Consider the following 20875-nt stretch of genomic DNA (forward strand, 5'->3'; position numbering starts at 1 on the left):
GCGCCGTGGGCTGGATCATCACCCCGTGGGAGTCCTCGCCCGCGAGGACGTGGTGGTGGATGTCATTGTTCTCGAGCGTGGCGCCATTGGCTCCATTGTGGAAGCTCACCCCCGCGCCATACTTCGCATGGTGGATCTCCGAGTCGGCGAGCAGCGTGCCCTGGACGTTGCCGGAGAACGCCACCCCGATGGCCGGACGGTTCTCGACGTCGATGTCGAAGCCCCGGATGGTCCAATGGCTGCGCCCCACCACCATGAGGGCGCCGGACTGGGAGCCCAGGACGATGCGGGGCTTGCCCTCGCCCAGCAGGGTGATGGGAGCCGAGGCGGTGCCATCGCGGACGGAGCCCATGAGGAGGACGCGCTCGGCGTAGGTGCCGGCGCGCACGCGGATGAGCTCGCCCGGCCCGGCCAGGGAGACGGCCCGGGAGATGGTGCGCAGCGGGGCCGCGGCCGTACCCGCCGCCGCGTCGTTGCCCGTGGTGCTCACCACCCACTCGCGTACGGGGTGGGCTGGGACGATCGGAGCCGTGGGCCCGGCGCTCGAGGAGGAGGTGGGAACGCCCGGGGGCCCGTCTGGCTGGATGGCGTCCGAGCCGATCGCGCCGCTCGTTCCCGGGGCGGCTCCTCCTCCACACGCGGAGGCCAGCAGCGCGGCGGCGAGCAGAGGGGACAGGGTGGATGCAATGCGCATGGGGACAATCCCTCGTGGGAAAGAGTGAGTGGTCTGGGACACCGCGCGGACGCGGTTGATTCCGGCGGGTGAAGGCCCAGGAGCGGGGGGAGTGGCCGCTGGCTGGCATGCCCCGCGGGCCCGGGGTCTCATCCAGCAGCCGATGCTTCATTGCCCTCCAGATGGTGCGCTGGGAGGCAATGGTCCCCACGCCCCCAGGTGCGCACCCTGGGGTCACCGCGGAAACGAGCAGGCCTTGGCTCGGTGGATGGGCGTGGGGGGATGAGCATGGGACGCAAGCCGAGAGAGGGCCGGGACCGCTGGGCATTCGGATTCCTGCTCGCGTTCCTGGTCTGCATCTATCTCAGCCCGGGTGAGTGGATTCCCGGGGCCGCGCAGTGGCGGCCGGCGCTGCTGACGTCGGCCGTGGCCACGGGCCTGTTCCTCCTGGGACGCGTGGGGCGCAGGCAGCCGCTGTGGGCGGATGGCCAGCGGGGCGTGCTCCTCATGTGCTTCTGTGGCCTGGTCTTCGTCTCCGTGCGCTGGTCGCTGTACCCGGACGTCACGCGCTCCACGGCGGTGGAGCTCCTCAAGTGGGTGCTCGTCTATTTGACGGTCGTCAACCTCGTGACGACGGAGCGGCGCCTGCGGTGGGCCCTGCTCGCCCTCATCCTGTCCTCGCTCGTCACCTCCCGCGGGGTCATCGCCTGGCACCACGCGGGGGTGGACATGGTGGAGGGCTACCGCGCGCGGTGGCTGGGCGTGTACGCGGATCCCAACCGCATGGCGATGAGCGTGGGCATCGTGGTTCCCCTGGCGGTGGCCTTCTTCGTCCGGCGGCAGACCCTGTGGGTGGTGCGCCTGGCCTGTGGCGTGGCCGCCGCGATGGCCATCACCGCCATGGTGTTGAGCTACTCGCGCGGCGGCTTCCTGGGGCTCGTGGCTTCCGCGGCGACATGGCTGGTGTTGGAGCGCCGCCTGGGCCGCACGCTCCTCGTCGTGGGCGTGGCCGCGGCCATGCTGGTGCTCTCTCCGCGGAGCTTCTGGGAGCGGACCCGCACGGTGTCCACCTATGAGCAGGATGCCTCGGCGATGAGCCGCGTGGAGGCCTGGACGGTGGCCTCGCGGGTGAGCCTGGAGCACCCGCTGCTGGGCGTGGGGGCGGGCACCTTCCCCTTCGCGTGGCAGCTCTATGGGCCCCAGAACGCGAGCGGCCGGGTGTACGCCGCGCACAATGTCTTCCTCCAGGTCATCTCGGACCTGGGATTCGTGGGGCTGGGGCTCTTCCTGGCCTTCATCGGCGCGGTGCTCGGGCCCCTGTGGCAGGCCGCGCGGGAGAAGGAGCAGGGCTGGCAGGCCCGGGCGCTCACGGCGTCGGTGGTGGGCTACCTGGTGTCCTGCCTCTTCGCGGGCTTCCTGGTGTCCGTCCACTTCTACGTGCTCTTCGCGCTGGCCTCCTGCGGGGAGCGGCTGGCCCGCGCCTCCCCGGTGCCGGTGGAGGGCACGTCCAGCGGGGGCGCGCGCTCCCCCGCGCCACTCGAGCCCCACGCGCCCCTTACGGGAGGGGAAGCGCCCCAGCCCGGACGTCTCGCCCGGGGCGACACGTGGGGAGGACTGTGACATGGCGGCGGAGGGGACAGCGGCGGAGGCGGCAACGCGGCAGCAGCGCGGCACGAGCGCCACGCGACAGGCCCTGCCGCTCGTGCTCGCGCGCATGACGGCGGCCGTCATCACCGTGGTCACCCCGCTGTACCTCGCGCGCACGCTGTCGCTCGAGGAGTACGGCACCTACAAGCAGATCTTCCTGCTGTGCGGTCCGATCCTGAGCATCCTGCCGCTGGGGATGGCGCAGAGCCTCTACTACTTCGTGCCGCGGGCCCAGGGGCCCCGGGCCGTCCTCCTGCAGACGCAGCTCTTCAACCTGACCATGGGGCTCGTGGGGGCGGTGCTCCTCTGGGTGGCGCTCCCCTTCGCCGCGGAGCGGTTCCCCAACCCGGCACTGCTGCTGTTCCGCCGCGAGCTCGCCTTCTTCGTCCTCTTCTCCCTGGCCGGCGGGCTGCTGGAGACGACCCTGACCAGCCAGGGCCGCACCCGGGCGTCGGCGCTCGTGTACGTGAGCTACGAGGTGCTCAAGAGCGTGGCGCTCGTCGTGCCGTTCCTCCTGGGCTTGGGGATGAAGGGGGCCCTGGCGGCGCTCGCGGCCCTGACCCTGACGCGCTTCTGCGTGACGCTCTGGATGGTGCTCTCGGCGGAGGGCGGGCGGCCCTCGTGGACCGGCCTGCGCGCGCAGCTCGCCTACGCGCTGCCGTTCGGCGCGGCGATGATGATCAGCATTCCCCAACAGGTCGCGCACCAATACGCCGTCGCACTGGGCGTGACGCCCGCGCTCTACGCCGTGTACGCGGTGGGCTGCTTCCAGGTGCCGCTGGTGGATCTGCTCTACTCGCCCACGAGCGAAGTCCTCATGGTGCGCGTGGGCCAGTTGGACAAGCAGGGGCTCGGCGAACAGGCGGCCGGACTCTTCCGGGAGGCCGCGCGCAAGCTCGCCATGGTCTTCATCCCGGCGAGCGCCTTCCTCGTCCTCAGCGCACCGTGGGTGGTGCGCGCGCTGTTCGGCGCCAGGTTCGACGCCGCGGTCCCCATCTTCCGGGTGAGCGTGCTGGGCATCATGCTCGCGTGCCTGCCGATGGACGGGCTGCTGCGCGCGCGCGGCCAGACACGCACCATCTTCTTCTCCTACCTGGGCAAGGCGGCCGTCACGGTGCCGCTGCTCGCGGTGCTGGTGCCCTGGCTGGGGATGCTCGGCGGCATCCTGGCCTGGCTCCTGGCGGAGGTGGTGGGCAAGGCGCTGCTCTTGCGGCAGTTGCCGCGCGCGCTCGCCGCTGGAGGGCCGCCGCCCGCGCTGCGCGACTGGCTTCCCGTGAAGGAGCTCGCCCGGCTGTGCGGCGCCACGGGGCTCTGCGTGGGGGCGGTGCTCGCCACCACCCCCCGGCTGGGCCCCCTGCTCGAGACGCTGGGCGGACGCGAAGGCGCGCTGTTGCACGTCGCCGCCGCGGGCGTCCTGTTCACCGGCGCCCTGGTGCCGCTCCTCCAGGTGTTCGGGCTGCGGCCCCTCGCCCTGCTCGCCTCGCTCAGGCGCTGAAGCACTCGAGACCTTCCTCGCGGGTGCCTGCCTCCCGCGCAACCTGAAGCAGTCAGCCGTTGGAGGACACGAAGCCATGCGGATTGCATTCATCGTCGGGACCCCGCCCAAGAAGCTCGGGTCATTGGAGCAGTGGGTCCTCGGAGTCTGCGCCGAGGCGCTCCGCCGGGGCCACACGCTGGACCTGTTCACCCTCCTGCCCGTGCACCCCGTGTTACAGCAGGAGTTGGACCGGCTGGGCGTCGGCTTCGGCTCCATCGAGTCGCTCAGGGCGGCACCCGTGGCGGCCGCGCGGCGGCTCGCCAGTTACGACCTCATCTACGCGAACATGCTGCCACCGCGCTCGCAGGTGGCGTTCAGTTGCTACGCCGCCTGGCCCGCCCCGCTCGTCTTCGTGGAACACTGCGGGGACATCCACACGCCCGTGGCGCCGCTGCGCAGGTTTCTCTCCCGGGCGCTCGATCAGGTGACGCTCCGCCGCGTGAACGAGCTGGTCGGCGTGTCCGAGTACGTGCGCGGGCGCGACGTCGAGCGCTTCGGCCTGGAGGCCCGGCGCACGCGCGTCATCCACAATGGCGTGGACCCCAGCCGGTTCACGACGGAGAAGACACCCAATCCGACTGGCGCGCTGCGCATGATCTGCGTGTCGCAGCTCATCCCCGAGAAGGGCATCGACGTGCTGCTGCGGGCCATGACGCTCACGCGCGCCCAGGACTGCACGCTGCGCGTGGTGGGGTATGGCCGGATGGAGGAGCCCTACAAGGCGCTCGTGCGTGAGCTGAAGCTGGAGAAGCGGGTGGAGTTCCTCGGGATGCGCGACGACGTGCACCTGCTGCTGCGCGACGCGGAGGTGTGCGTGCACACGCCCACCCTGGAAGAGGCCTTCGGGCTCGCCGTCACCGAGGGGATGGTCAGTGGGTGCGGCGTCATCGCGACGCGCAGCGGCGGCATCCCGGAGATCATCGATGATGGGGTGAATGGCCTGCTCGTCCCGAAGGGCGATGCGGCCACGCTCGCGAAGGCCATCGACACCCTGGCGTTCGATCCGGCGCTGCGCGCGCGGCTCGGAGCCGAGGGCCGGCGCAAGGTGGAGCGCGCCTTCACGCTCTCGCGCTGCATCAGCGAGCACGTGGACTGCATGGAGCAGGTGGCCTCCGAGCGCAGGGGCGTCCCGGTGCGGCCGCGCCCCGTCCCCGTCCCCGAGGCCGCGGTACGGCCCGCGTTCGGCGTCAGCGGCGTGCCGGCCCAGGTGGGGACGCAAGGGGTACCGGCCAATGCGGTGAGCCCTCAGGGCTGAGCTCTGCGGCGAACGGGCCGGGTCCGGACGAGGGGCTCCGTGACAGGGAGGGAGGCGCGGCGGATGGGAACAGGGCGAATCAGTGCGGTGCTGCTGTGTCTGGGGACACTCCTCGTGACCCGATGCGTCCCCACCCTGCCCCCGGAGGGCCTCGAGGAGGCCCCCGTGAGCAGCGGGCAGGAGCCGGAGCCACCCCCGCCGGAGCCTCCGCCGCCGGAGCACCCCGTGTTCCAACCGGGCTTCCACCTCGCGCTGCGCTGGTCCCACGCCGTGAGCAGTACCACCACGTTCCGCCTGCGCGTGCCGGTGAGCAGGGGGGGTCAGCGGGTGCGGCTCGCCTTCCGCTCGGGAGACGGCGCCCTGGTGTTGCGGCGGGTCACCCTTGCCCGGGCCGGCGGCGAGGGCTCGCTGGCCTCGGAGCCGGTGCCCGTGACGTTCTCCGGCTCGCCCGGTGTCTCCGTGACGGCGAGGACGCGCGTGGTCTCGGAACCCGTGTCCTTCCCCATCCGCCTGGGTGACGAGCTGGCGGTGTCCTTCGAGGTGGAGGGCCAGCTGGCCGCGAGCTCCATCGAGCTGCTCCCCGGCGGCTTCATGCGCCCGGGCTCGTGGGCCAGCACGCCGGGCCCGCTGGGGGGCCTGCCCTGGGCGGTGCCCGTGGGCCTGGCCACCGTGGAGGTCGAGGGTCCTCCCTCGCGGGCCTTCGTCGCCCTGGGCGACAGCATCACCGAGGGCTACATCGGCGGCCACGATGACCTCCGGGACACCTGGGCCTTCCGGGCCGGTTCCCAGCTCGGGGTGCCCATCGTCAATGCCGGTGTCTCCGGCCAGGGCTTCTACGATGCGCTGCGGTTGCTCGACGGAGAGGTGCTCATGCTGACGGGCATCACCGACTGCATCGTCCTGCTGGGCACCAATGATCTGACGAGCGCTCCGGACAGCGAGCTCCAGGCGCAGATGGCCGAGCTGACGGAGCGGCTGAAACCCTTCTGCCGCACCTGGGTCGGCACCCTGCTGCCCAAGGAGCTCGCCGCCGGCGGCACATACGAGGCGGTGAAGGTGAGCCGGTTGGCGATGAACGCCTGGATACGCACCCACCGGCAACCGGATGTCATCGACTTCGAGGCGGTGATGCACGCGCCGGACAGCGTGCACCGTTTCATCGACGGCCTGGATGAGGATGGCGTCCACCCCAATGCCGCCGGCCACCGCGTCATGGCCGATGAGGTGGTGCGGGCGCTGCGGGCCGATGGCGTGCCGCCACAGGAGGGCTCGGCTGGGAGCGGCACCCCGGGCCCCTGAGCGGGCAGCCGCCACCGAGCGGGGGGCCCAGCCCTGAGATGGCCGGGCGGGAAAGGCTCGATCATCGCGAGCCCGGAATGGGGCCGCGAATGAAAACGGGGTTGATGCGTTCTGCTCACTCATCAGAACGTGAACCCTGGAGCTTTGCATGCCCCATAAAAGCCTTTCCCTGCTGGCGGCCTTGACGGCCCTGCTGGCATTCGCAGGCGTGAGCGAGGCCGCGCGGCTGACCCGGACTCCCTACCTGCAATCCGTGACACCCACGAGCGCGCTGGTCGCCTTCCGGACGGACACGGACTGTGTCCCCCGCGTCCGCTTCGGCCAGGGCACCGACACCTCCCGCATCGCCACCGCACCCACCTCGGGGCGCCTTCATGTGGTGAAGCTGGAGGGACTGCGGGCCGGCACGGAGCACAGCTATTCGGTCGAGGCCTGCGGCGCGACGACGCAGCCCGTGCGCTTCACCACCGCCACCCCTCCCGGCTCGGGGCGCGTGCGCTTCGCGGCCGTGGGCGACTTCGGCACGGGCGCGACGTCCGAGGTGAACGTTGGCCGCACCATCCTCAACCGCAAGCCCGATTTCTTCCTGGGCCTGGGGGACGGGGCCTATGACAACGGCACCGACGCGGAGCACCAGACGAAGCTCTTCCAGCCCCTGGCGCCCCTCCTCGCCGCCGTGCCCATCTACACCACGCCCGGCAACCACGAGTACCTGACGGACAAGGCCCAGCCGTACGTGGACAACTTCTATCTGCCGTCCAACAACCCCGCCGGCACCGAGCGCTACTACTCGTTCGACTGGGGCCCCGCGCACGTCATCTCCCTGGACAGCAGCTGCCTGCTCGCGCTGGGTGTCGCCAAGGGCCGCTGTGATCAGGCCGCGCAACGGGCCTGGCTCATCTCGGATCTCGCTTCCACCCGGCAGCCCTGGAAGATCGTCTTCTTCCATCACCCGCCCTATTCCAGCGCGGCGGAGCACGGCTCCGAGGTGAAGCTCCGTGAGATGTACGCGCCCGTGCTCGAGCAGTATGGCGTGGACATGGTGCTCACCGGGCATGACCATACCTACGAGCGCACCCACCCCATGAAGGGCAACACCGCGGCCGCCGGCGGCGTCACCTACCTCGTCGTGGGCACGGGCTCCCACACCAAGGCCTTTGTCCCCACACAGCCGAGCTGGAGCGCCATGCGCAGCAACCGCTCGTCGGGCTACCTCGATGTCACCATCGAGGATGGGACGCTGACGGGGCAGATGGTGAGCCAGACGGGTGCGGTGCTCGACACCTTCCGGCTCACCAAGGTGCTCGCCCCGCGCCCGCGGCAGCCGGTGCTCAGCGCCGGACTCAACCGGGGTTCCCATCCGCTCGAGGTGCTGCTGAACGCCCAGACCTCCCAGGAGGGGGCCACCCTCGAGTGGGACTTCGGGGACGGGCAGAGGGCCGAGGGCGAGACGGTCTCCCACGTCTATGACAGGCCCGGCTCCTATACCGTCACCCTCACCTCCACCGCCGGCGGCCAGGTGCTCACCCACAGCCTGACGGTCACCGCGGAGGCCACCGCGGGTGAGCCCCCCGCCGGTGAGCCCGCGCCTGGGACGGAGCCCGGGACGCAGACGCCTCCGCCGTCCGGCGCCACGCCGGGTGCCCCCTCCGAGGCCGTGCCGGACCTGGGGTTGGAGCCCTCGCCCCAGGCGGGTTGCTCGGCCACTGGCGCGGGAGCCTGGCTCGTGCTGGCGGCCCCGCTGGCCTGGGTGCTCACCCGGCGCCGCCGCCGCGAGTAGGCAGCCCCACGGGGCGTCTGCTCAACGGATCTCCCAGCGGGCCGGCTCCTGCGCGTTGCGCGCGTAGAAGCGGCCCCCTGGGAGCTCTCCGTAGTAGAGCAGGTCGATCACCCCGACGATGGACTTCCCGTTGAAGAGTCCGATCTCCCCGCGAGCGGGGAAGCCCACCGGCCCGCCCGGGGTGACGGTGGCCGCGGGAGGCGGGGTGGTGATGCCCAGCTCGGCCGCGGTGAAACGCACCGTCTCTCCAGGGGCCAGCGTGCGCTCGGGGACGTTGGGCGTCAGCGCCCTCCGCAGATCCTTGGTGAGGACCATGCCCCGGGTGGACACGGGGGCCGGGCTGTAGTTGTGCAGCTCCACCCAGCCCTCGCGCGGATCGAACGCCGAGAGGGCCAGGCCCAGGGAGCGGGCGCGGTACGCGGCGATCTGCTGGCGGATGTGGGCGTGGCGCTGGGTGACATAGCGCTTCATGTACGGCAACCCGGCCTGGAACTGGGCCAGCCCGTCCTGCCGGTATTTGTCCGGCTGGCTGATGTAGGGATCCTGCATCAGGTGGGGCAGCAGCAGGGCGTGCATCTGCTCGAGCCGGGGGTGGAGCACCTCCGGGTTGAACACCTCGTCGAGCGCGCGCTCCATGAGCCGCAGGGTGCGCTCGCGCAGCTCCGGGTTGAAGGCGATGCGCGTGTTGAGGTTGGAGAAGGTGGGCAACAGGCCCGGCGTGAAGGTCTTGCGCAGCTCATACAGCCGGGTGATCCACGGATCGGCGAGGCTGAAGTTGAAGATGGGGTGGTCGACGATGGGCTCCATCCCCAGCCCGTAGGTGGGCCACCACGTGGCCACCGAGTTGTTCACATCCCAGGGCACGTAGCTCCAGCGCCCCGTCACCCGGTCGTGGATGAAGTAGCTGCGCGAGTCCTGGATGACGTAGTTGCTGATCAGCGCGTCCGTGACGAGGTAGCGCAGGTAGCGCTCCAGCTCCATGCGCTCTTCCAGCATGCGCACCAGGCCGGGCTCCGGGGTGTGGCAGATGGCGTCCTCCAGGGCGAGGATGTCTTCCGAACCCACGTCCTCGTTCGTCTTCTTGTCCCACTCCGTCTGGTAGGGCATGCGCCAGGGCTTCAGCTCGCAATCCCTGGCACCACACCGGTAGATGCTGGCGTCGTCGTCGTCGAAACCGTGGCGGTCGAGGAAGTTCTTGTCGACGCGCTCGAGGTCCAGGTACACCCCCTGGTACACGCCATTGAGGGTCAAGCGGACATAGCGCGCATGCGGGGCCGGGACGCCGAGCGCCTGCAGCAGATCATAGCCGAGCTTCTCCACCATCAAGGTGCTGTCCTGGTACTCGGCGATCAGGTTGTGCTTGCGCCGGCCGTCGAACTTCACGCCATCGGGGAACTCGATGCGCCAGCTGCGCTTCGGGAAGGAGCGGGCGCTCGAGCCGCGCAGGCGCAGCCCCACCGGCTGGCTCCTGCCCTGGAAGGAGAAGGTGGCCGCCTGGGCCTCCAGGCCAGGGCGCCGATCGAGCTCCGCCAGGAGCTCCGGGGCGATGGTGATGTCATAGGAAGGCAGGTCCACCTGGAGCGGCGGCAGCTGGAACGGCCCGGGTTGCACCACCGGCGGGCGCGGCGGCGGCGCTCCGTCCGGCGTGGATTGCGGCGGATGGACGGGAGGTGCTTCCGCGAGGGGCGGTGCTTCCCCGGAGGAAACCGACCCGCCGGGTGGAGCGCCGCCCTGCCCTCCACCGCCACCACATGCCATGAGACAGATGAACAACAAGCCCCATTTCCGGAGAATGCGAGTCTTCATATCCTGGCCTGGGAGCAATACGAAGGCCACGCCCCCACGCCCATTCGCTCACAGGTGCCCTGTACAGCGGTTGGAGATTGGGCAGACGGCTTCCTCGCATGGAGCTTCCGGGTTCCATCCTTTGGAGAAAGGGTTTCAGAGGGAAAGCAAAGACAGTCAGGGAGCAAGGGGACCGGTTCGAGGAGTGGCAGCCGGCTCGGGAGCCGCGACCGGGAGCTCCGGGACGGCGGTGAGGTGGCCCGGCGGGTGGAGGACGAGCCCGGCCGCGTCCTCGCACCAGTCCACGTGCTGCCGCACGGTGCGGGACAGCCTGTAGTGCTCGCGGGCACGCCGCCGCGCCGACTCACCGAGCCGGCGCCGCAACTCCGGTTCACGCACCAGGCGGTCGATCGCGGCGGCGAGGCCGGCTTCGTCCCCCGGCTCCACCAGGAGGCCGGTGCTGCCGTGCTGGATGACCTCGGGGATTCCGCCGGCCCGCGAGGCCACCACGGCGCAGCCACAGGCCATGGCTTCCGCGATGGTCAGGCCGAATGCCTCCAGCAGCGTGGGCTGGATGCAGATGTCCGACGCGCCGAGCAGATCATGCACGTCGTTGCGCAGCCCGAGGAACTCCGTCTGGTGTTGGATGCCGAGCTCCACCGAGAGCTCGCGCAGGGATTGCAGCTCCGGGCCGTCTCCGACGACACGCAGGCGCACCCTGGGCGAGCGCAGCCGCCCGAGGGCCCGCAGCAGGTGGTGCACGCCCTTGCTCTTCACGAGGTTGGCGATGGTGATGAGCTCCACCCGCCCGCCCGCTCGCGTGCGGGGAAGAAAGCGCCGGGTGTCCACGCCATTGAAGATGGTGCGGGAGCGGTGGGGAGGGAGCCCCAGGCGCCGGCCCTCCTTGACACGGACGTGCTCGGAGACACCGGCCAGGCTGTTCACCCGGAGCATCAGGGCATGGTTGATCGCCCAGTGGAAGCCGCGTTGGAGGAGTCCCTCCTCCTCTTCGACGAAGTCCGAGTGGGCGGTGAACAACACCTGGGCCGGCCAGGCCGCGTAGGCCGCCAGCGCGCTGCGGCCGCGGGGCCAGATGAAGTTGAGGTGGATGACGTCATACCCGGCCAGGCGCCGGGTCATGGCCCACAGCCCGGACCGTTCGAAGTCCTCCAGGTCATCCACCCGCGCGCCGCTCGCCTTCAGCTCCACGGCGAAGGACTCCAGCATGGGCTGGCGCAGCCAGACATCTGCCTGGTGGCCGCGCCGTGCGGCCTCCCGGCAGAAAGCGAGAATCCAATCCTCCAACGAGCCACGCTTCCGCGGAGCCAGGTTCATCAGCAGTGCGATACGCAGTCTCATCATCTGCCCCCCCGCCTGTTGAGAGTGGGGTCCCCCTCTTGTGATGAGGTTGGGCACGGTGGGCCGCGAAGCGCACCACTCCGCTGGGGAGTATGAAACGTCATCCAGTGACGAACGACATGCACTGCCAGCCAGACTCCACCGCGGCCAGTGAACGCTCCCGGCGATTGTCTTCCAGATGGCGGCGGGCCAACCCCCGCGCCAGGGTTCTCTCCCCCACCGGATGATGCGCACCCTGCCGCCCACTGATGCCGGACCGGCGAGAGCCCGTGTCCGCCTCGGGCTCGAGGAGGATGGAAATGAGGCGTGTCGAAGAGGTGGACCTCGCGAAGCAGGCCCTGCGGGGGCGGGACATCATCGTCTTCTCGACCGACTGGGATGGTGACCCGTTGTCGAAGATGCACATCATGCGGCTTCTCGCCCGGGAGAACCGGATCCTCTGGGTCAACAGCATCGGCAACCGCGCGCCCCGGGCCAATGCGCACGATGCCCGGCGCATCTGGAAGAAGCTCTCGAGGTTCGCCCAGGGCCTCCAGCGCATCGAACCCAACTTCCATGTCCTCTCCCCGCTCGCCATTCCGCTGTACGGCTCGGAGCTGGTGCGCGCCACCAACCGCGCCCTGCTCACGCTCCAGATCAAACGGGCCATGGCCACGCTCGGGTTCCAGCGGGTCATCTCCTGGTCCTATCTGCCCGCCTCGGCTCCGGTCTCGGGGACGCTGGGCGAGGAGCTGGTGGTCTACCACTGCGTGGATGAGTTCTCGGCCTTCTCGGATACGAATGGCCGTCACATCGCCGAGCTCGAGGAGCGGCTGCTGCACAAGGCGCACCTGTGCATCACCTCCGCCGAGCTCCTGCGCGACAGCAAGGCGAAGGTGAACCCGAACACCGTGCTCGTGCGGCATGGAGTCGACTTCGAGCACTTCGTGAAGGCGTGCGAGCCAGACACGGCCGTCCCCCCGGACATCGCGAAGCTGCCCGGGCCCATCCTCGGCTTCTTCGGGCTGGTGGCGGACTGGGTGGACCTCGACGTCTTCGAGGCATGTGCCCGGGCGTACCCCGAGGGCTCCGTCGTCATCATCGGCAAGGTTGCTCCGGACGTGGACGTCTCACGGCTCCGGGCAATCCCGAACATCCACTTCCTGGGCCGCAAGCCGTACGCCGAGCTGCCTGGCTACTGCAAGGCATTCGACGTGGCGCTGATGCCTTTCAAATGGAACGTGCTGACGCTCAACTCCAACCCGCTCAAGGTGCGTGAATACCTCGCCGCGGGCCTGCCGTGCGTGTCCACCCCGCTGCCGGAGGTGGAGAAGGTGGGCCTGTGCAAGCTGGCCAGGGAACCCGAGGAGTATGTCCGCCAGGTCACCGCGTGCCTGAGGGAGGGGGCCGGGCCGAGCCGTGAGCGCGCGCAGCGGATCTTCCACGAGAGCTGGCACGCACGCGTCGAGGAGATCCGCCGGCACGTGGGAGAGACGATGCTGCGGTTGGGTCAGCGCCCCCAGTGACGTGGGGGACGGACGAAGGGGGGGCTCATGTTCAACCACTACATGGAAGTCGCGAGACGCTCGCCGGGGAGCGAGCTGACGCGCATCGCCAGCCGGAGGGTCTTCCGGGCCATTCGAAACGTGCTGGGGCCGGAGCACGCGGGCGTGGAGCCACGCCTCCACCCCTCCATCGCGGCCTGGAGCGATGAGCAGGTGCGCGCGGCTGTATCCGCCGTGTCGTCCTGCTGGTGCGACACCCGTCAGCGCGAGGACACGCTCACGGCCCTCCGGGCCACTCCCGGAGCCATTCACAGAGCGCTCGAGCGCGCCGAGGCCGCCGCGCGGCGCACCTTCAACGTGTTCGGGACGGAGGTGCGGTTCGGAGAGCCGGGCGCCATCGACTGGTCGTGGGATCCACTGAGCGGGGAGCGCTACCCTCGGCAACCCGTCTCCCAGCTCCAGGTCATCCGCGAGGGCATGGATCCGAAGTACCCCTGGGCCCTGGGACGGCTGGACCAGCTCCTCGCGCTCGGCCAGGGATACTGGGTGGCGGAGGACGCGGCCCAGCGGGAGCGCTACGCCGCGCAATTCACCGGCCAGGTGACCGACTTCCTCGACGCGAACCCGGCCGGCCACGGCATCCAGTGGGCCTGCGCGATGGAGGTGGCCCTGCGAGCGGCCAACCTCGCCCAGGCCCTGCGGATGTTCGCGGATGCCCCGGCGGTCCGCGAGCCGGCCTTCCTCAGACGAGCCCTGGGGGCCCTCGAGCAGCATGCCCGCTTCGTGGAGCACCATCTGGAAGACCACTGGCTCGTCCCCAACAACCACCTGATCTCCGACTACGTCGGGCTCCTGGTGGTCGGCGCGCTCTACCCGGCCTTGCCCGGAGCCCAGGAGCAGGTGGCGCGTGCGCTGCACGGGCTCCAGCGGCAGATGGAGCTCCAGGTGCACCCGGACGGGGTGTCGTTCGAGGGCTCGGTGCCCTACCATCGGCTGTCCGTCGAGCTGTTCACGCTGGCATATGTGGTGGCGCATGGATGTGGCCTGGCGCTCGGCACACGTTTCGCGCACCGCCTGCGGCGGATGTTCGAGGTGAGCCGCGACTACTGCTCGGAGCGGGGGCTGGCGCCGCAGATCGGGGACAACGATTCGGGGCGCGTCTTCCCCCTGTGTGATCGGCCCAGCCTGGAGCACGGGTACCTGCCCCTTCTGGGTGCGGTGCTCTTCGGGGACTCCGAGCTCAAGGCGCAGGGCGCCGAGCTTCCGGATGAGGCGGTCTGGCTGCTCGGCGAGCACGGCCACCAATGCTTCTCCCGGCTGCGGGCACGGGCGGAGCCCCAAAGCTTCAGCTCCCCGGGGAGCGGGTTGCACGTGCTCCGGGGGGCGGGAGCCGTGGTCACGGTGAGCGCGGGGCCGGTCGGGCAGCGCGGGCTGGGCGGCCACAATCACAACGACCGGCTGTCCTTCGAGCTCCATCTGGCGGGCCATCCGGTCATCGTGGATGCGGGGACCGCGACCTACACGCGCGAGCCCTCGCTGCGAAACGCCTTCCGTTCGACGGCGGCGCACAACACGCTCGAGGTCGATGGGCTGGAGCAATCACCCTTCCAGGCCAGCCGGCTGTTCAGCCTGCCGGATCGCGGCGGCTGCGAGGTCCGCTGCTTCGAGCCGGGCCCGCGGACGGAGCGCCTGGTGGCGAGGCACTCCAGCTACGCGGCGCTTCCCGCCCCGGTCCAGGTGGAGAGGACCTTCGTCCTTCACAAGGACGAGCGCGTGCTGTCCGTGATGGATGCCATCGAGGGCAGGGGGCGCCACCACCTGGTGCTCCGGCTGCACCTGCCAGACGAGCAGGTCCGGCTCCGGCCCCTCACTCCCGAGGAACGGCAGCGCGTGGCCCTCGTCGGAGTACCGCCGGACTCCATCGGCCCGGTGGCCGCCGAGCTCGGGCCACCAGACGCGCTCCGCGCCGTCGTCCTCTTCTCCCACGCACTCGAGCCCAGCATCGCGCCGGCCAGGTACTCGCCCGGCTACGGCGAGGTGCGCGACTGCCGGGCCGTCCTGGGAAGCGTCGAAGCCGAGGTGCCGATCCGGATTGGCATGTGGGTGCTGTTTCATTGAAGGAGGATTGCCGTGCGAATCTGCCTCATCACGCCGCGCTTTCCGTATCCGCTCATCAAGGGCGACGCCCTGCGTGTCTTCCACCAACTCGAGGGACTGAGCCGCCGGCACGAGATCACGCTCGTCAGCCTGAACGATTCGCCCGTGAATCCCGAGCAACTCGAGCCGCTCTCCAGGTTGTGTGAGCAGGTCCACGTCGTCCCGCTGCCGCGGTGGAAGGCCGCGGTGAACCTCGCCACGGGCCTGTTCACGCCTCGGCCGCTGCAGGTGGAGTACCACCGCTCCTCCCGCTTCGAGAGGACGTTGTCCACGGTGCTGGCCGGAGGGCGGTTCGATGCCCTCCACGTCTCGCTCATCCGCATGCTCCCCTATGTCTGGGATCTCGTGGGGAAGAAGACGATCGTGGTGGATCTGATCGACTCCATGAGCCTGAACCTGCTGTCCCGGAGGAACGAGGCGCGAGGCCTGATGCGCCTCGCGTACGACCTGGAGTACCGGCGGGTGCGCGACTATGAGAGGGCCGTCGTCCAGCGGTTCCCTTCGTTGGTCATCTCCTCGCCCATCGATCGGCAGCTGCTCGGAGGCCCGCACATCCTGGTGAACCCCAACGGGGTGGACGTCGAGAAGTACCAGTTCCGCGGTCTCGAGGACCGGGCTCCGGAAACGCTCATCTTCACGGGGAACATGGCCTATCCGCCCAACCAGGAGGCGGTGTGCTGGTTCGTGCGCGAGGTCTGGCCGTTGCTCCGGCCCCGGTGGCCACGGCTCCAGCTCGAGGTCGTCGGGGCGGATCCCCCGGCGAACATCCGCACGCTCGCCGGGCCCGGCAGCAACGTGCATGTGCTCGGACGGGTCCCGAAGATGGAGGAGCGGCTCGGGAGGGCCACGGTGGCGATCTGCCCCATGCAGTCCGGCTCCGGAATCCAGAACAAGGTCCTGGAGGCCATGGCCACGGGGACGCCGGTGGTCTCGACGGCGGTGGCCAACCAGGGTGTCCAGGCCCGCCCGGAACGGGAGCTCCTCATCGGCGATACGCCGGAGGAGTTCGCCTTCGCCGTGGAGCGGCTGCTGTTGGATGAGGGCCTGCGGCGATGGTTGGGCGCGAACGGCCGGGCGCTCGTCGAGCAACGCTTCCGGTGGGAGGTGCACGTCGCGCGCCTCGAGGCGCTCTACGCCGGACAGGATCCCCAAGCCATCAGCACCACGGGCAACCCGCTCATGGCTGGGAAGTCGGCCACGGAGGCCCTTCGTGGCCTCGAAAGTGAAACCGGATGAACCGTCCGCGTGGGAACGCTCCCCAGGGAACAAGACGCTCCACTAGAGTTGGGAGGTCGCGGCCCTGGAGCACCACGGATGAGCATCCTCAACGAAGTCGCCGTCTTCCTCATCGCCGCGGTCATCGCGGTGCCCCTCTTCAAGCGGTTGGGGCTCGGCTCCATCCTCGGGTATCTGGCCGCGGGTGCCCTCATCGGCCCCTCGGGCCTGGGGTTCATCGGGAAACCCGAGGACGTCCTGCACTTCGCCGAGTTCGGCGTCGTGCTGTTCCTGTTCATCGTCGGCCTCGAGCTCCAACCCACCCGCCTGTGGGCGCTGCGGCGCTCCGTCTTCGGGCTCGGCCTGGCGCAGGTGGTGCTCAGCGCCGGGGTGCTCACGGGCGCGGGCGTGTGGATCGGCCTGTCCCTGAAGGCCGCCCTCATCGCCGGGCTCGGCCTGTCCCTGTCGTCGACGGCCATCGCCCTCCAGCTGCTCGGCGAGCGCCAGCAGCTCACCGCCCGCCACGGCCGCGAGAGCTTCGCCATCCTCCTGTTCCAGGATCTCGCCGTCATCCCCCTGCTCGCGCTCATCCCCCTGCTCGCCGGGGGAGCCGGGGACTCGGGAGGCGGCGGTGGCCCGGGTGTCCTGCTGTCCGTGCTCAAGGTGGCGGCCGTGCTGGCCGTGGTGGTGCTGAGCGGACGCTTCCTGGTGCGTCCCGCCTTCCGGCTCATCGCCTCCACCCAGTTGCAGGAGCTCTTCACCGCCGCCACGCTCCTGGTGGTGGTGGGCGTGGCGCTGTTGATGAACTTCGCCGGCATCTCCATGGCGCTGGGCACGTTCCTCGCGGGCGTGCTGCTCGCGGACTCCGAGTACCGTCACGAGCTGGAGGCGGACATCGAGCCCTTCAAGGGCCTGCTGCTCGGGCTCTTCTTCATCGCGGTGGGCATGTCCATGAACCTGGGGCTCGTCACCCAGCGGCCGCTGTTCATCACCGCGTGTGTGGTGGGGGTGATGGTGCTCAAGGGCGCCGTGCTCTTCTGGCTCGGGCGGCCCATGGGGCTGATGCTGCAGGGGCGGCGCATCATGGCGCTGGCGCTCGCCCAGGGCGGCGAGTTCGGCTTCGTGCTCTTCGGGGCCGCCGCCTCCGCCGGGGTGATGGACCGCGCGCTCACCGAGCAGCTCGTGGTGGTGGTGTCCCTGTCCATGGCCGCCACGCCGATCCTGCTGGTGCTGCATGACCGCGTGGTCGAGCGCCTGCTGCGGCGCACCGTGCCCGCGGAGTATGACCCCATGGAGGACGCGGAACAGCAGCCGGTGATCATCGCCGGCTTCGGCCGGTACGGGCAGATCATCGGACGCGTGCTCAACATGCTGGACATCGGCTTCACCGCGCTGGAGGTGAGCCCCGAGCAGGTCGACTTCCTGCGCCGCTACGGCAACAAGATCTACTACGGGGACGCCTCGCGGCTGGATCTGCTGCGCGCCGCGGGCGCGGGCAAGGCGAAGCTCTTCGTGCTGGCCATCGACGACATGGACGCCTCGGTGCGCACGGCCCAGCTCCTGCGCGCCCACTTCCCGGGGTTGCCCGTCTATGCCCGGGCCCGCAACCGCGCGCATGCCTACCGGCTGCTGGACGAGGGCGTGAAGATCCTCAACCGGGAGACGCTGCTGTCGAGCCTGGAGATGGCCGGCCTCGTGCTCCAGGGGCTCGGCTTCGAGGAGGAGCGGGCCCAGCAGCTCATCGAGCGCTTCCGCACCTACGACGAGCAGATGCTCCAGAAGCAGTACGCGGTGTACCAGGACGAGGAGAAGCTCATCCAGACGTCGCAGCAGTTCCGGGAGGAGCTGCGCTCGCTCTTCGAGCAGGACAACCGGCCCCAGACCCAGGCCCGGCTGCAGGAGGACGGGGCGGACCGGCCCGATGCGTCCACTGCGCCACGTTCCCCACCTCCCAGGGCGTGAGACCCGGCCGGATTCCGGCTGCCGGGAGCCGGCCGGAGTGGTACGCCGCTCAGGACGAGGAGAGCACGGACATGTCCATGGATCCCCATCGCGAGTATTGCCGGCGCCAGCACCGCCTCCTGGCCCACCACCTCAGCATCGAGGCGTGGTGCGCGGGCGATGACTGCATCCTCTTGGAGCGCAACCACCTGGAGGAGTTCCTGAAGCTCGAGCGCTTCAAGACCACCCGGGTCCAATGGCTCCTCGAGGACATCAAGCCCTGGTTCAAACACACGGAGCCTGTCTACGACGGCCCCGAGGGCGAGCTGTCCTCGCTCGAGGCGCTGTACCTGTCCCGGGTGCCCATCGCCCGGAAGTTCCTCGTCCGGCCCGATCCCATCAACGCCGAGGAGCTGATCGCCTGGCTCAGGAGCAACGGCCTGCGCATCAACCTGCTGCACTCGGTCAGCGCCGTCATCCCGCCCTCGGAGGAGCAGATCGTCACCCGGCTGGCGCTGATGGCCCAGGGGCTGGCGGAGCCCTGACACCGGGCCGCGCGGGAGCCGCTACTTCACCAGCGCGCGGTCCTCGGCGGACAGCGTCCCGAGGCACTTCGCGCAGTAGTGCCCCGAGCTCGAGTCCGCGGACGAGATGGCCTTGCCCTTCGCGTCCGCCATCACGCAGCCCGTCTCCTCGCAGTGCGGGAACCCCAGCGTGTGCCCGAACTCGTGCACCGCCAGGTCTCCCAACCGGCGCAGCAGCGCCTCCTTCGTCTTGCTGTGCTTCTTGTAGATGTGCGCGGACACCAGGCAGCTCGGCCCGCCGATGCTCCCCAGCCCGGCGATCCCCCAGTCGAGGATGTTCCCCTTCGTGGCGGAGATCTCCGCCTCCGTCACCGCCACCACCCTCCACGCCCCCTCGGGTGGGTTCTCGTCCAGCCACTCCAGGATGCGATCCGCCCGCCACCGGCTCCTCGGGGCGTACCAGGCCTCCTGAGGGAGCTCTCTCGCTGGATCGATGCGGATCCGCACCTTCATGCGCGACTGGAACTCCTGCTGAACCTTGTCCAGGAACTCCTGCCGCACCTTGCCCAGTGGCACGATCGCGACCACCCGCTCCGGCGAAGGCTCCGCCGCCGCGGGCGCCAGGAAGGACCCCACCAGCACCAGGGTGATGAACAGGAGTCCGAGACTCACGACGCGGCGGGTGCGCATGATCCACAGTGTAGCCGCATCGGGCACGGGTCAGCCTTCCGCTTCGTCCTCGGACTCCTCCGGCTTCTTTCCGCCGAGGATTTGATCGATCTCCGCGTGCGCCGCCCTCGCCTGCTCCGCGTTGAGCCGCTTCACCACTTCCATCTGATCGATGGTCCAGTGCGCCCGCTTCTTCAGCGCCCTCGAGCCCGAGGACGGGGACCGCTTGCGCGGCGCCGGCAGCATCGACGCCAGGATGGCGCCCTGCGCTGGCGTCAGCTCCGCGGCCGCCACCCCGAAGTGCTCCCGCGCCGCCGCCTCGATTCCGTACACCCCGTTCCCCCACTCCACCACGTTCATGTACAGCGTGAGGATGCGGTTCTTCGGCAGCGCCTCCTCCAGCCGGTGCGCCAGGATCAGCTCCTTGCCCTTGCGCAGCAGGCTCCGGTCCGTGGACAGCCAGAGGTTCTTCGCCAGCTGCTGGGTGATCGTCGACGCGCCCCGCCCCAGCTTGCCCTTGCGCACCGCGTCCTCCAGTGCGTTCTCCAGCTCCTTCGTGTCCACGCCCTCGTGCAGGTAGAAGCTCGCGTCCTCCGACAGCAGCACCGCGTCGATCGCATGCCGGGACACGCTCGACAGTCCCACCCAGTGCTGGCGGCGCCTCGGCTTCTGGCCCGCATCCCGCGCCTCCTCCGCGCGCTGCTCCATCAGCGCCGTCAGCTTCGGGTTCTGCTTCAGCAACGGCTCCGCCGAGGGCAGGCGCGCGTACTCGTAGGACGCGAACACCACCAGCCCCAGGAACGCCGCCATCAGCACCCGGCGCAGCCAGCCGCCACTCGCGGGCGCCTTCGCCGCCACCTGGCGCGACTTGCCCGTGGTCGCCTGCTTCACCTTCCCCGTGGTGCCCGTGCTCTGCTTCAGCTTCATCGTCCGGCTGGCCATATCCGCGCCCCATCTACCTCGAAGCGCCGCCCGAGGAAAATTCACCGACTCGACAGACAACCCCCTCCCACCTGCCCACGAAGGGCATGCTCGCCCGCCTCCCCCAAATCGCACTCTCCGTGCCGATTTCTGTCTCGCAAAGGAGAGTTCACATGTCCCTTCGTATTATTCCCTGCTGTGTCCTGGTCGTGGGTATCGCCCTTCTGGGTTCGGGCTGCAGTCCCACGGCCGATGCCGCCTCACAAACGGCCGCCCTGACGGAAGCGCAGGCAGGTGAATTCTGCGGGGGCATCGCCGCCATCCCCTGCGCCGAGGGCCTCACCTGCGTCGACGATCCCAACGACAGTTGTGACCCCAACCAGGGTGGCGCCGACTGCGGTGGCATCTGCCAGGCCTCGGAGGAGAAGAAGAGCTGCACCGGCAAGGAGCCCGGCTACACCTACGTCTCCCGCGACCCCGCTCAGTGCGCGGTCATCCGTTTCACCTGCCCCGAGGGCCAGTCCGCCTTCTTCGATGACTGCGGCTGCGGCTGCACGACGGCGCCGTAGCCGGTAGCGCTCGCAGCGGTCCCGGGTGCTCCGGGGGGTGCATGCCCCGGAGCACCGGCC

The 20875-nt window shown here is 69.9% G+C and carries 16 protein-coding genes; 11 read left to right on the forward strand and 5 right to left on the reverse strand.

All coding sequences use genetic code 11. The features are described 5' to 3' along the window. Positions 1–694, reverse strand: a 694-nt coding sequence (locus AC16DP_RS25785) for a DUF1565 domain-containing protein (RefSeq protein ID WP_483956877.1), incomplete at its 3' end; no start/stop codon positions are given. Between the two features lie 261 nt (positions 695–955). Here AC16DP_RS25785 and AC16DP_RS25790 point away from each other — a divergent pair. From AC16DP_RS25790 to AC16DP_RS25810, 5 genes are all read left to right on the forward strand, one after another. Next, positions 956–2293: an O-antigen ligase family protein gene (locus tag AC16DP_RS25790; protein WP_329726361.1), complete on the forward strand. Its 1338-nt coding sequence runs from the start codon at positions 956–958 to the stop codon at positions 2291–2293. A 1-nt stretch (position 2294) separates the two neighbouring features. Further along, positions 2295–3815 (forward strand): lipopolysaccharide biosynthesis protein, encoded by a 1521-nt coding sequence (locus AC16DP_RS25795; protein WP_329726360.1) that lies wholly within the window; start codon positions 2295–2297, stop codon positions 3813–3815. A 76-nt stretch (positions 3816–3891) separates the two neighbouring features. Further along, complete coding sequence (locus tag AC16DP_RS25800; protein ID WP_329726359.1) at positions 3892–5112, forward strand: glycosyltransferase family 4 protein; 1221 nt, start codon at positions 3892–3894, stop codon at positions 5110–5112. A 165-nt stretch (positions 5113–5277) separates the two neighbouring features. Next, positions 5278–6411: an SGNH/GDSL hydrolase family protein gene (locus tag AC16DP_RS25805; RefSeq protein ID WP_483956878.1), complete on the forward strand. Its 1134-nt coding sequence runs from the start codon at positions 5278–5280 to the stop codon at positions 6409–6411. 148 nt (positions 6412–6559) lie between these two features. Next, the gene (locus AC16DP_RS25810; RefSeq protein WP_329726357.1) at positions 6560–8191 is read left to right on the forward strand and encodes a metallophosphoesterase; all 1632 of its coding nucleotides are present in this window, start codon (positions 6560–6562) and stop codon (positions 8189–8191) included. 21 nt (positions 8192–8212) lie between these two features. On the opposite strand, the gene AC16DP_RS25815 is transcribed toward AC16DP_RS25810, so the two are convergent. Then, positions 8213–9967, reverse strand: coding sequence for a CotH kinase family protein (locus AC16DP_RS25815; protein WP_329726356.1), 1755 nt, complete (start codon positions 9965–9967; stop codon positions 8213–8215). A gap of 186 nt (positions 9968–10153) precedes the next feature. Next, positions 10154–11338: a glycosyltransferase family 4 protein gene (locus AC16DP_RS25820; protein WP_329726355.1), complete on the reverse strand. Its 1185-nt coding sequence runs from the start codon at positions 11336–11338 to the stop codon at positions 10154–10156. A gap of 296 nt (positions 11339–11634) precedes the next feature. On the opposite strand from AC16DP_RS25820, the gene AC16DP_RS25825 reads away from it, so the two are divergent. From AC16DP_RS25825 to AC16DP_RS25845, 5 genes are all read left to right on the forward strand, one after another. After that, a complete protein-coding gene (locus AC16DP_RS25825; RefSeq protein ID WP_329726354.1) occupies positions 11635–12840 on the forward strand; it encodes a glycosyltransferase in 1206 nt (401 codons plus the stop codon). A 27-nt stretch (positions 12841–12867) separates the two neighbouring features. Continuing rightward, positions 12868–14937: an alginate lyase family protein gene (locus AC16DP_RS25830; protein WP_329726353.1), complete on the forward strand. Its 2070-nt coding sequence runs from the start codon at positions 12868–12870 to the stop codon at positions 14935–14937. 12 nt (positions 14938–14949) lie between these two features. Beyond that, the gene (locus AC16DP_RS25835; protein ID WP_329726352.1) at positions 14950–16212 is read left to right on the forward strand and encodes a glycosyltransferase; all 1263 of its coding nucleotides are present in this window, start codon (positions 14950–14952) and stop codon (positions 16210–16212) included. A gap of 78 nt (positions 16213–16290) precedes the next feature. Continuing rightward, on the forward strand, positions 16291–18153 hold the full coding sequence (locus tag AC16DP_RS25840; RefSeq protein ID WP_329726351.1) for a monovalent cation:proton antiporter-2 (CPA2) family protein: 1863 nt from the start codon (positions 16291–16293) through the stop codon (positions 18151–18153). A 71-nt stretch (positions 18154–18224) separates the two neighbouring features. Further along, positions 18225–18677, forward strand: a complete 453-nt coding sequence (locus AC16DP_RS25845) for a hypothetical protein (RefSeq protein ID WP_329726350.1) — start codon at positions 18225–18227, stop codon at positions 18675–18677. A 21-nt stretch (positions 18678–18698) separates the two neighbouring features. Here AC16DP_RS25845 and AC16DP_RS25850 read toward each other — a convergent pair whose 3' ends face one another. Further along, on the reverse strand, positions 18699–19373 hold the full coding sequence (locus tag AC16DP_RS25850; protein WP_329726349.1) for an archaemetzincin: 675 nt from the start codon (positions 19371–19373) through the stop codon (positions 18699–18701). Positions 19374–19376: 3 nt separating this feature from the next. Beyond that, positions 19377–20252 (reverse strand): monofunctional biosynthetic peptidoglycan transglycosylase, encoded by an 876-nt coding sequence (gene mtgA, locus AC16DP_RS25855; protein ID WP_329726348.1) that lies wholly within the window; start codon positions 20250–20252, stop codon positions 19377–19379. A 167-nt stretch (positions 20253–20419) separates the two neighbouring features. Here mtgA and AC16DP_RS25860 point away from each other — a divergent pair, with 167 nt between their 5' ends. Continuing rightward, positions 20420–20815 carry a hypothetical protein gene (locus AC16DP_RS25860; protein ID WP_329726347.1) on the forward strand — a complete coding sequence of 132 codons (396 nt, stop codon included), beginning with the start codon at positions 20420–20422 and terminating at the stop codon, positions 20813–20815. The last annotated feature ends 60 nt before the right edge of the window (positions 20816–20875 follow it).

The sequence above is a fragment of the Archangium sp. genome (genome assembly GCF_057119385.1).

What these genes read in the sequence shown, in the direction of transcription:
- AC16DP_RS25790 (WP_329726361.1), top strand. Translation starts at nt 956, where the DNA reads ATGAGCATGGGACGCAAGCCGAGAGAGGGCCGGGACCGCTGGGCATTC.
- AC16DP_RS25795 (WP_329726360.1), top strand. Translation starts at nt 2,295, where the DNA reads ATGGCGGCGGAGGGGACAGCGGCGGAGGCGGCAACGCGGCAGCAGCGC.
- AC16DP_RS25800 (WP_329726359.1), top strand. Translation starts at nt 3,892, where the DNA reads ATGCGGATTGCATTCATCGTCGGGACCCCGCCCAAGAAGCTCGGGTCA.
- AC16DP_RS25810 (WP_329726357.1), top strand. Translation starts at nt 6,560, where the DNA reads ATGCCCCATAAAAGCCTTTCCCTGCTGGCGGCCTTGACGGCCCTGCTG.
- AC16DP_RS25820 (WP_329726355.1), bottom strand. Translation starts at nt 11,338, where the DNA reads ATGATGAGACTGCGTATCGCACTGCTGATGAACCTGGCTCCGCGGAAG.
- AC16DP_RS25825 (WP_329726354.1), top strand. Translation starts at nt 11,635, where the DNA reads ATGAGGCGTGTCGAAGAGGTGGACCTCGCGAAGCAGGCCCTGCGGGGG.
- AC16DP_RS25830 (WP_329726353.1), top strand. Translation starts at nt 12,868, where the DNA reads ATGTTCAACCACTACATGGAAGTCGCGAGACGCTCGCCGGGGAGCGAG.
- AC16DP_RS25840 (WP_329726351.1), top strand. Translation starts at nt 16,291, where the DNA reads ATGAGCATCCTCAACGAAGTCGCCGTCTTCCTCATCGCCGCGGTCATC.
- AC16DP_RS25845 (WP_329726350.1), top strand. Translation starts at nt 18,225, where the DNA reads ATGTCCATGGATCCCCATCGCGAGTATTGCCGGCGCCAGCACCGCCTC.
- mtgA (WP_329726348.1), bottom strand. Translation starts at nt 20,252, where the DNA reads ATGAAGCTGAAGCAGAGCACGGGCACCACGGGGAAGGTGAAGCAGGCG.
- AC16DP_RS25860 (WP_329726347.1), top strand. Translation starts at nt 20,420, where the DNA reads ATGTCCCTTCGTATTATTCCCTGCTGTGTCCTGGTCGTGGGTATCGCC.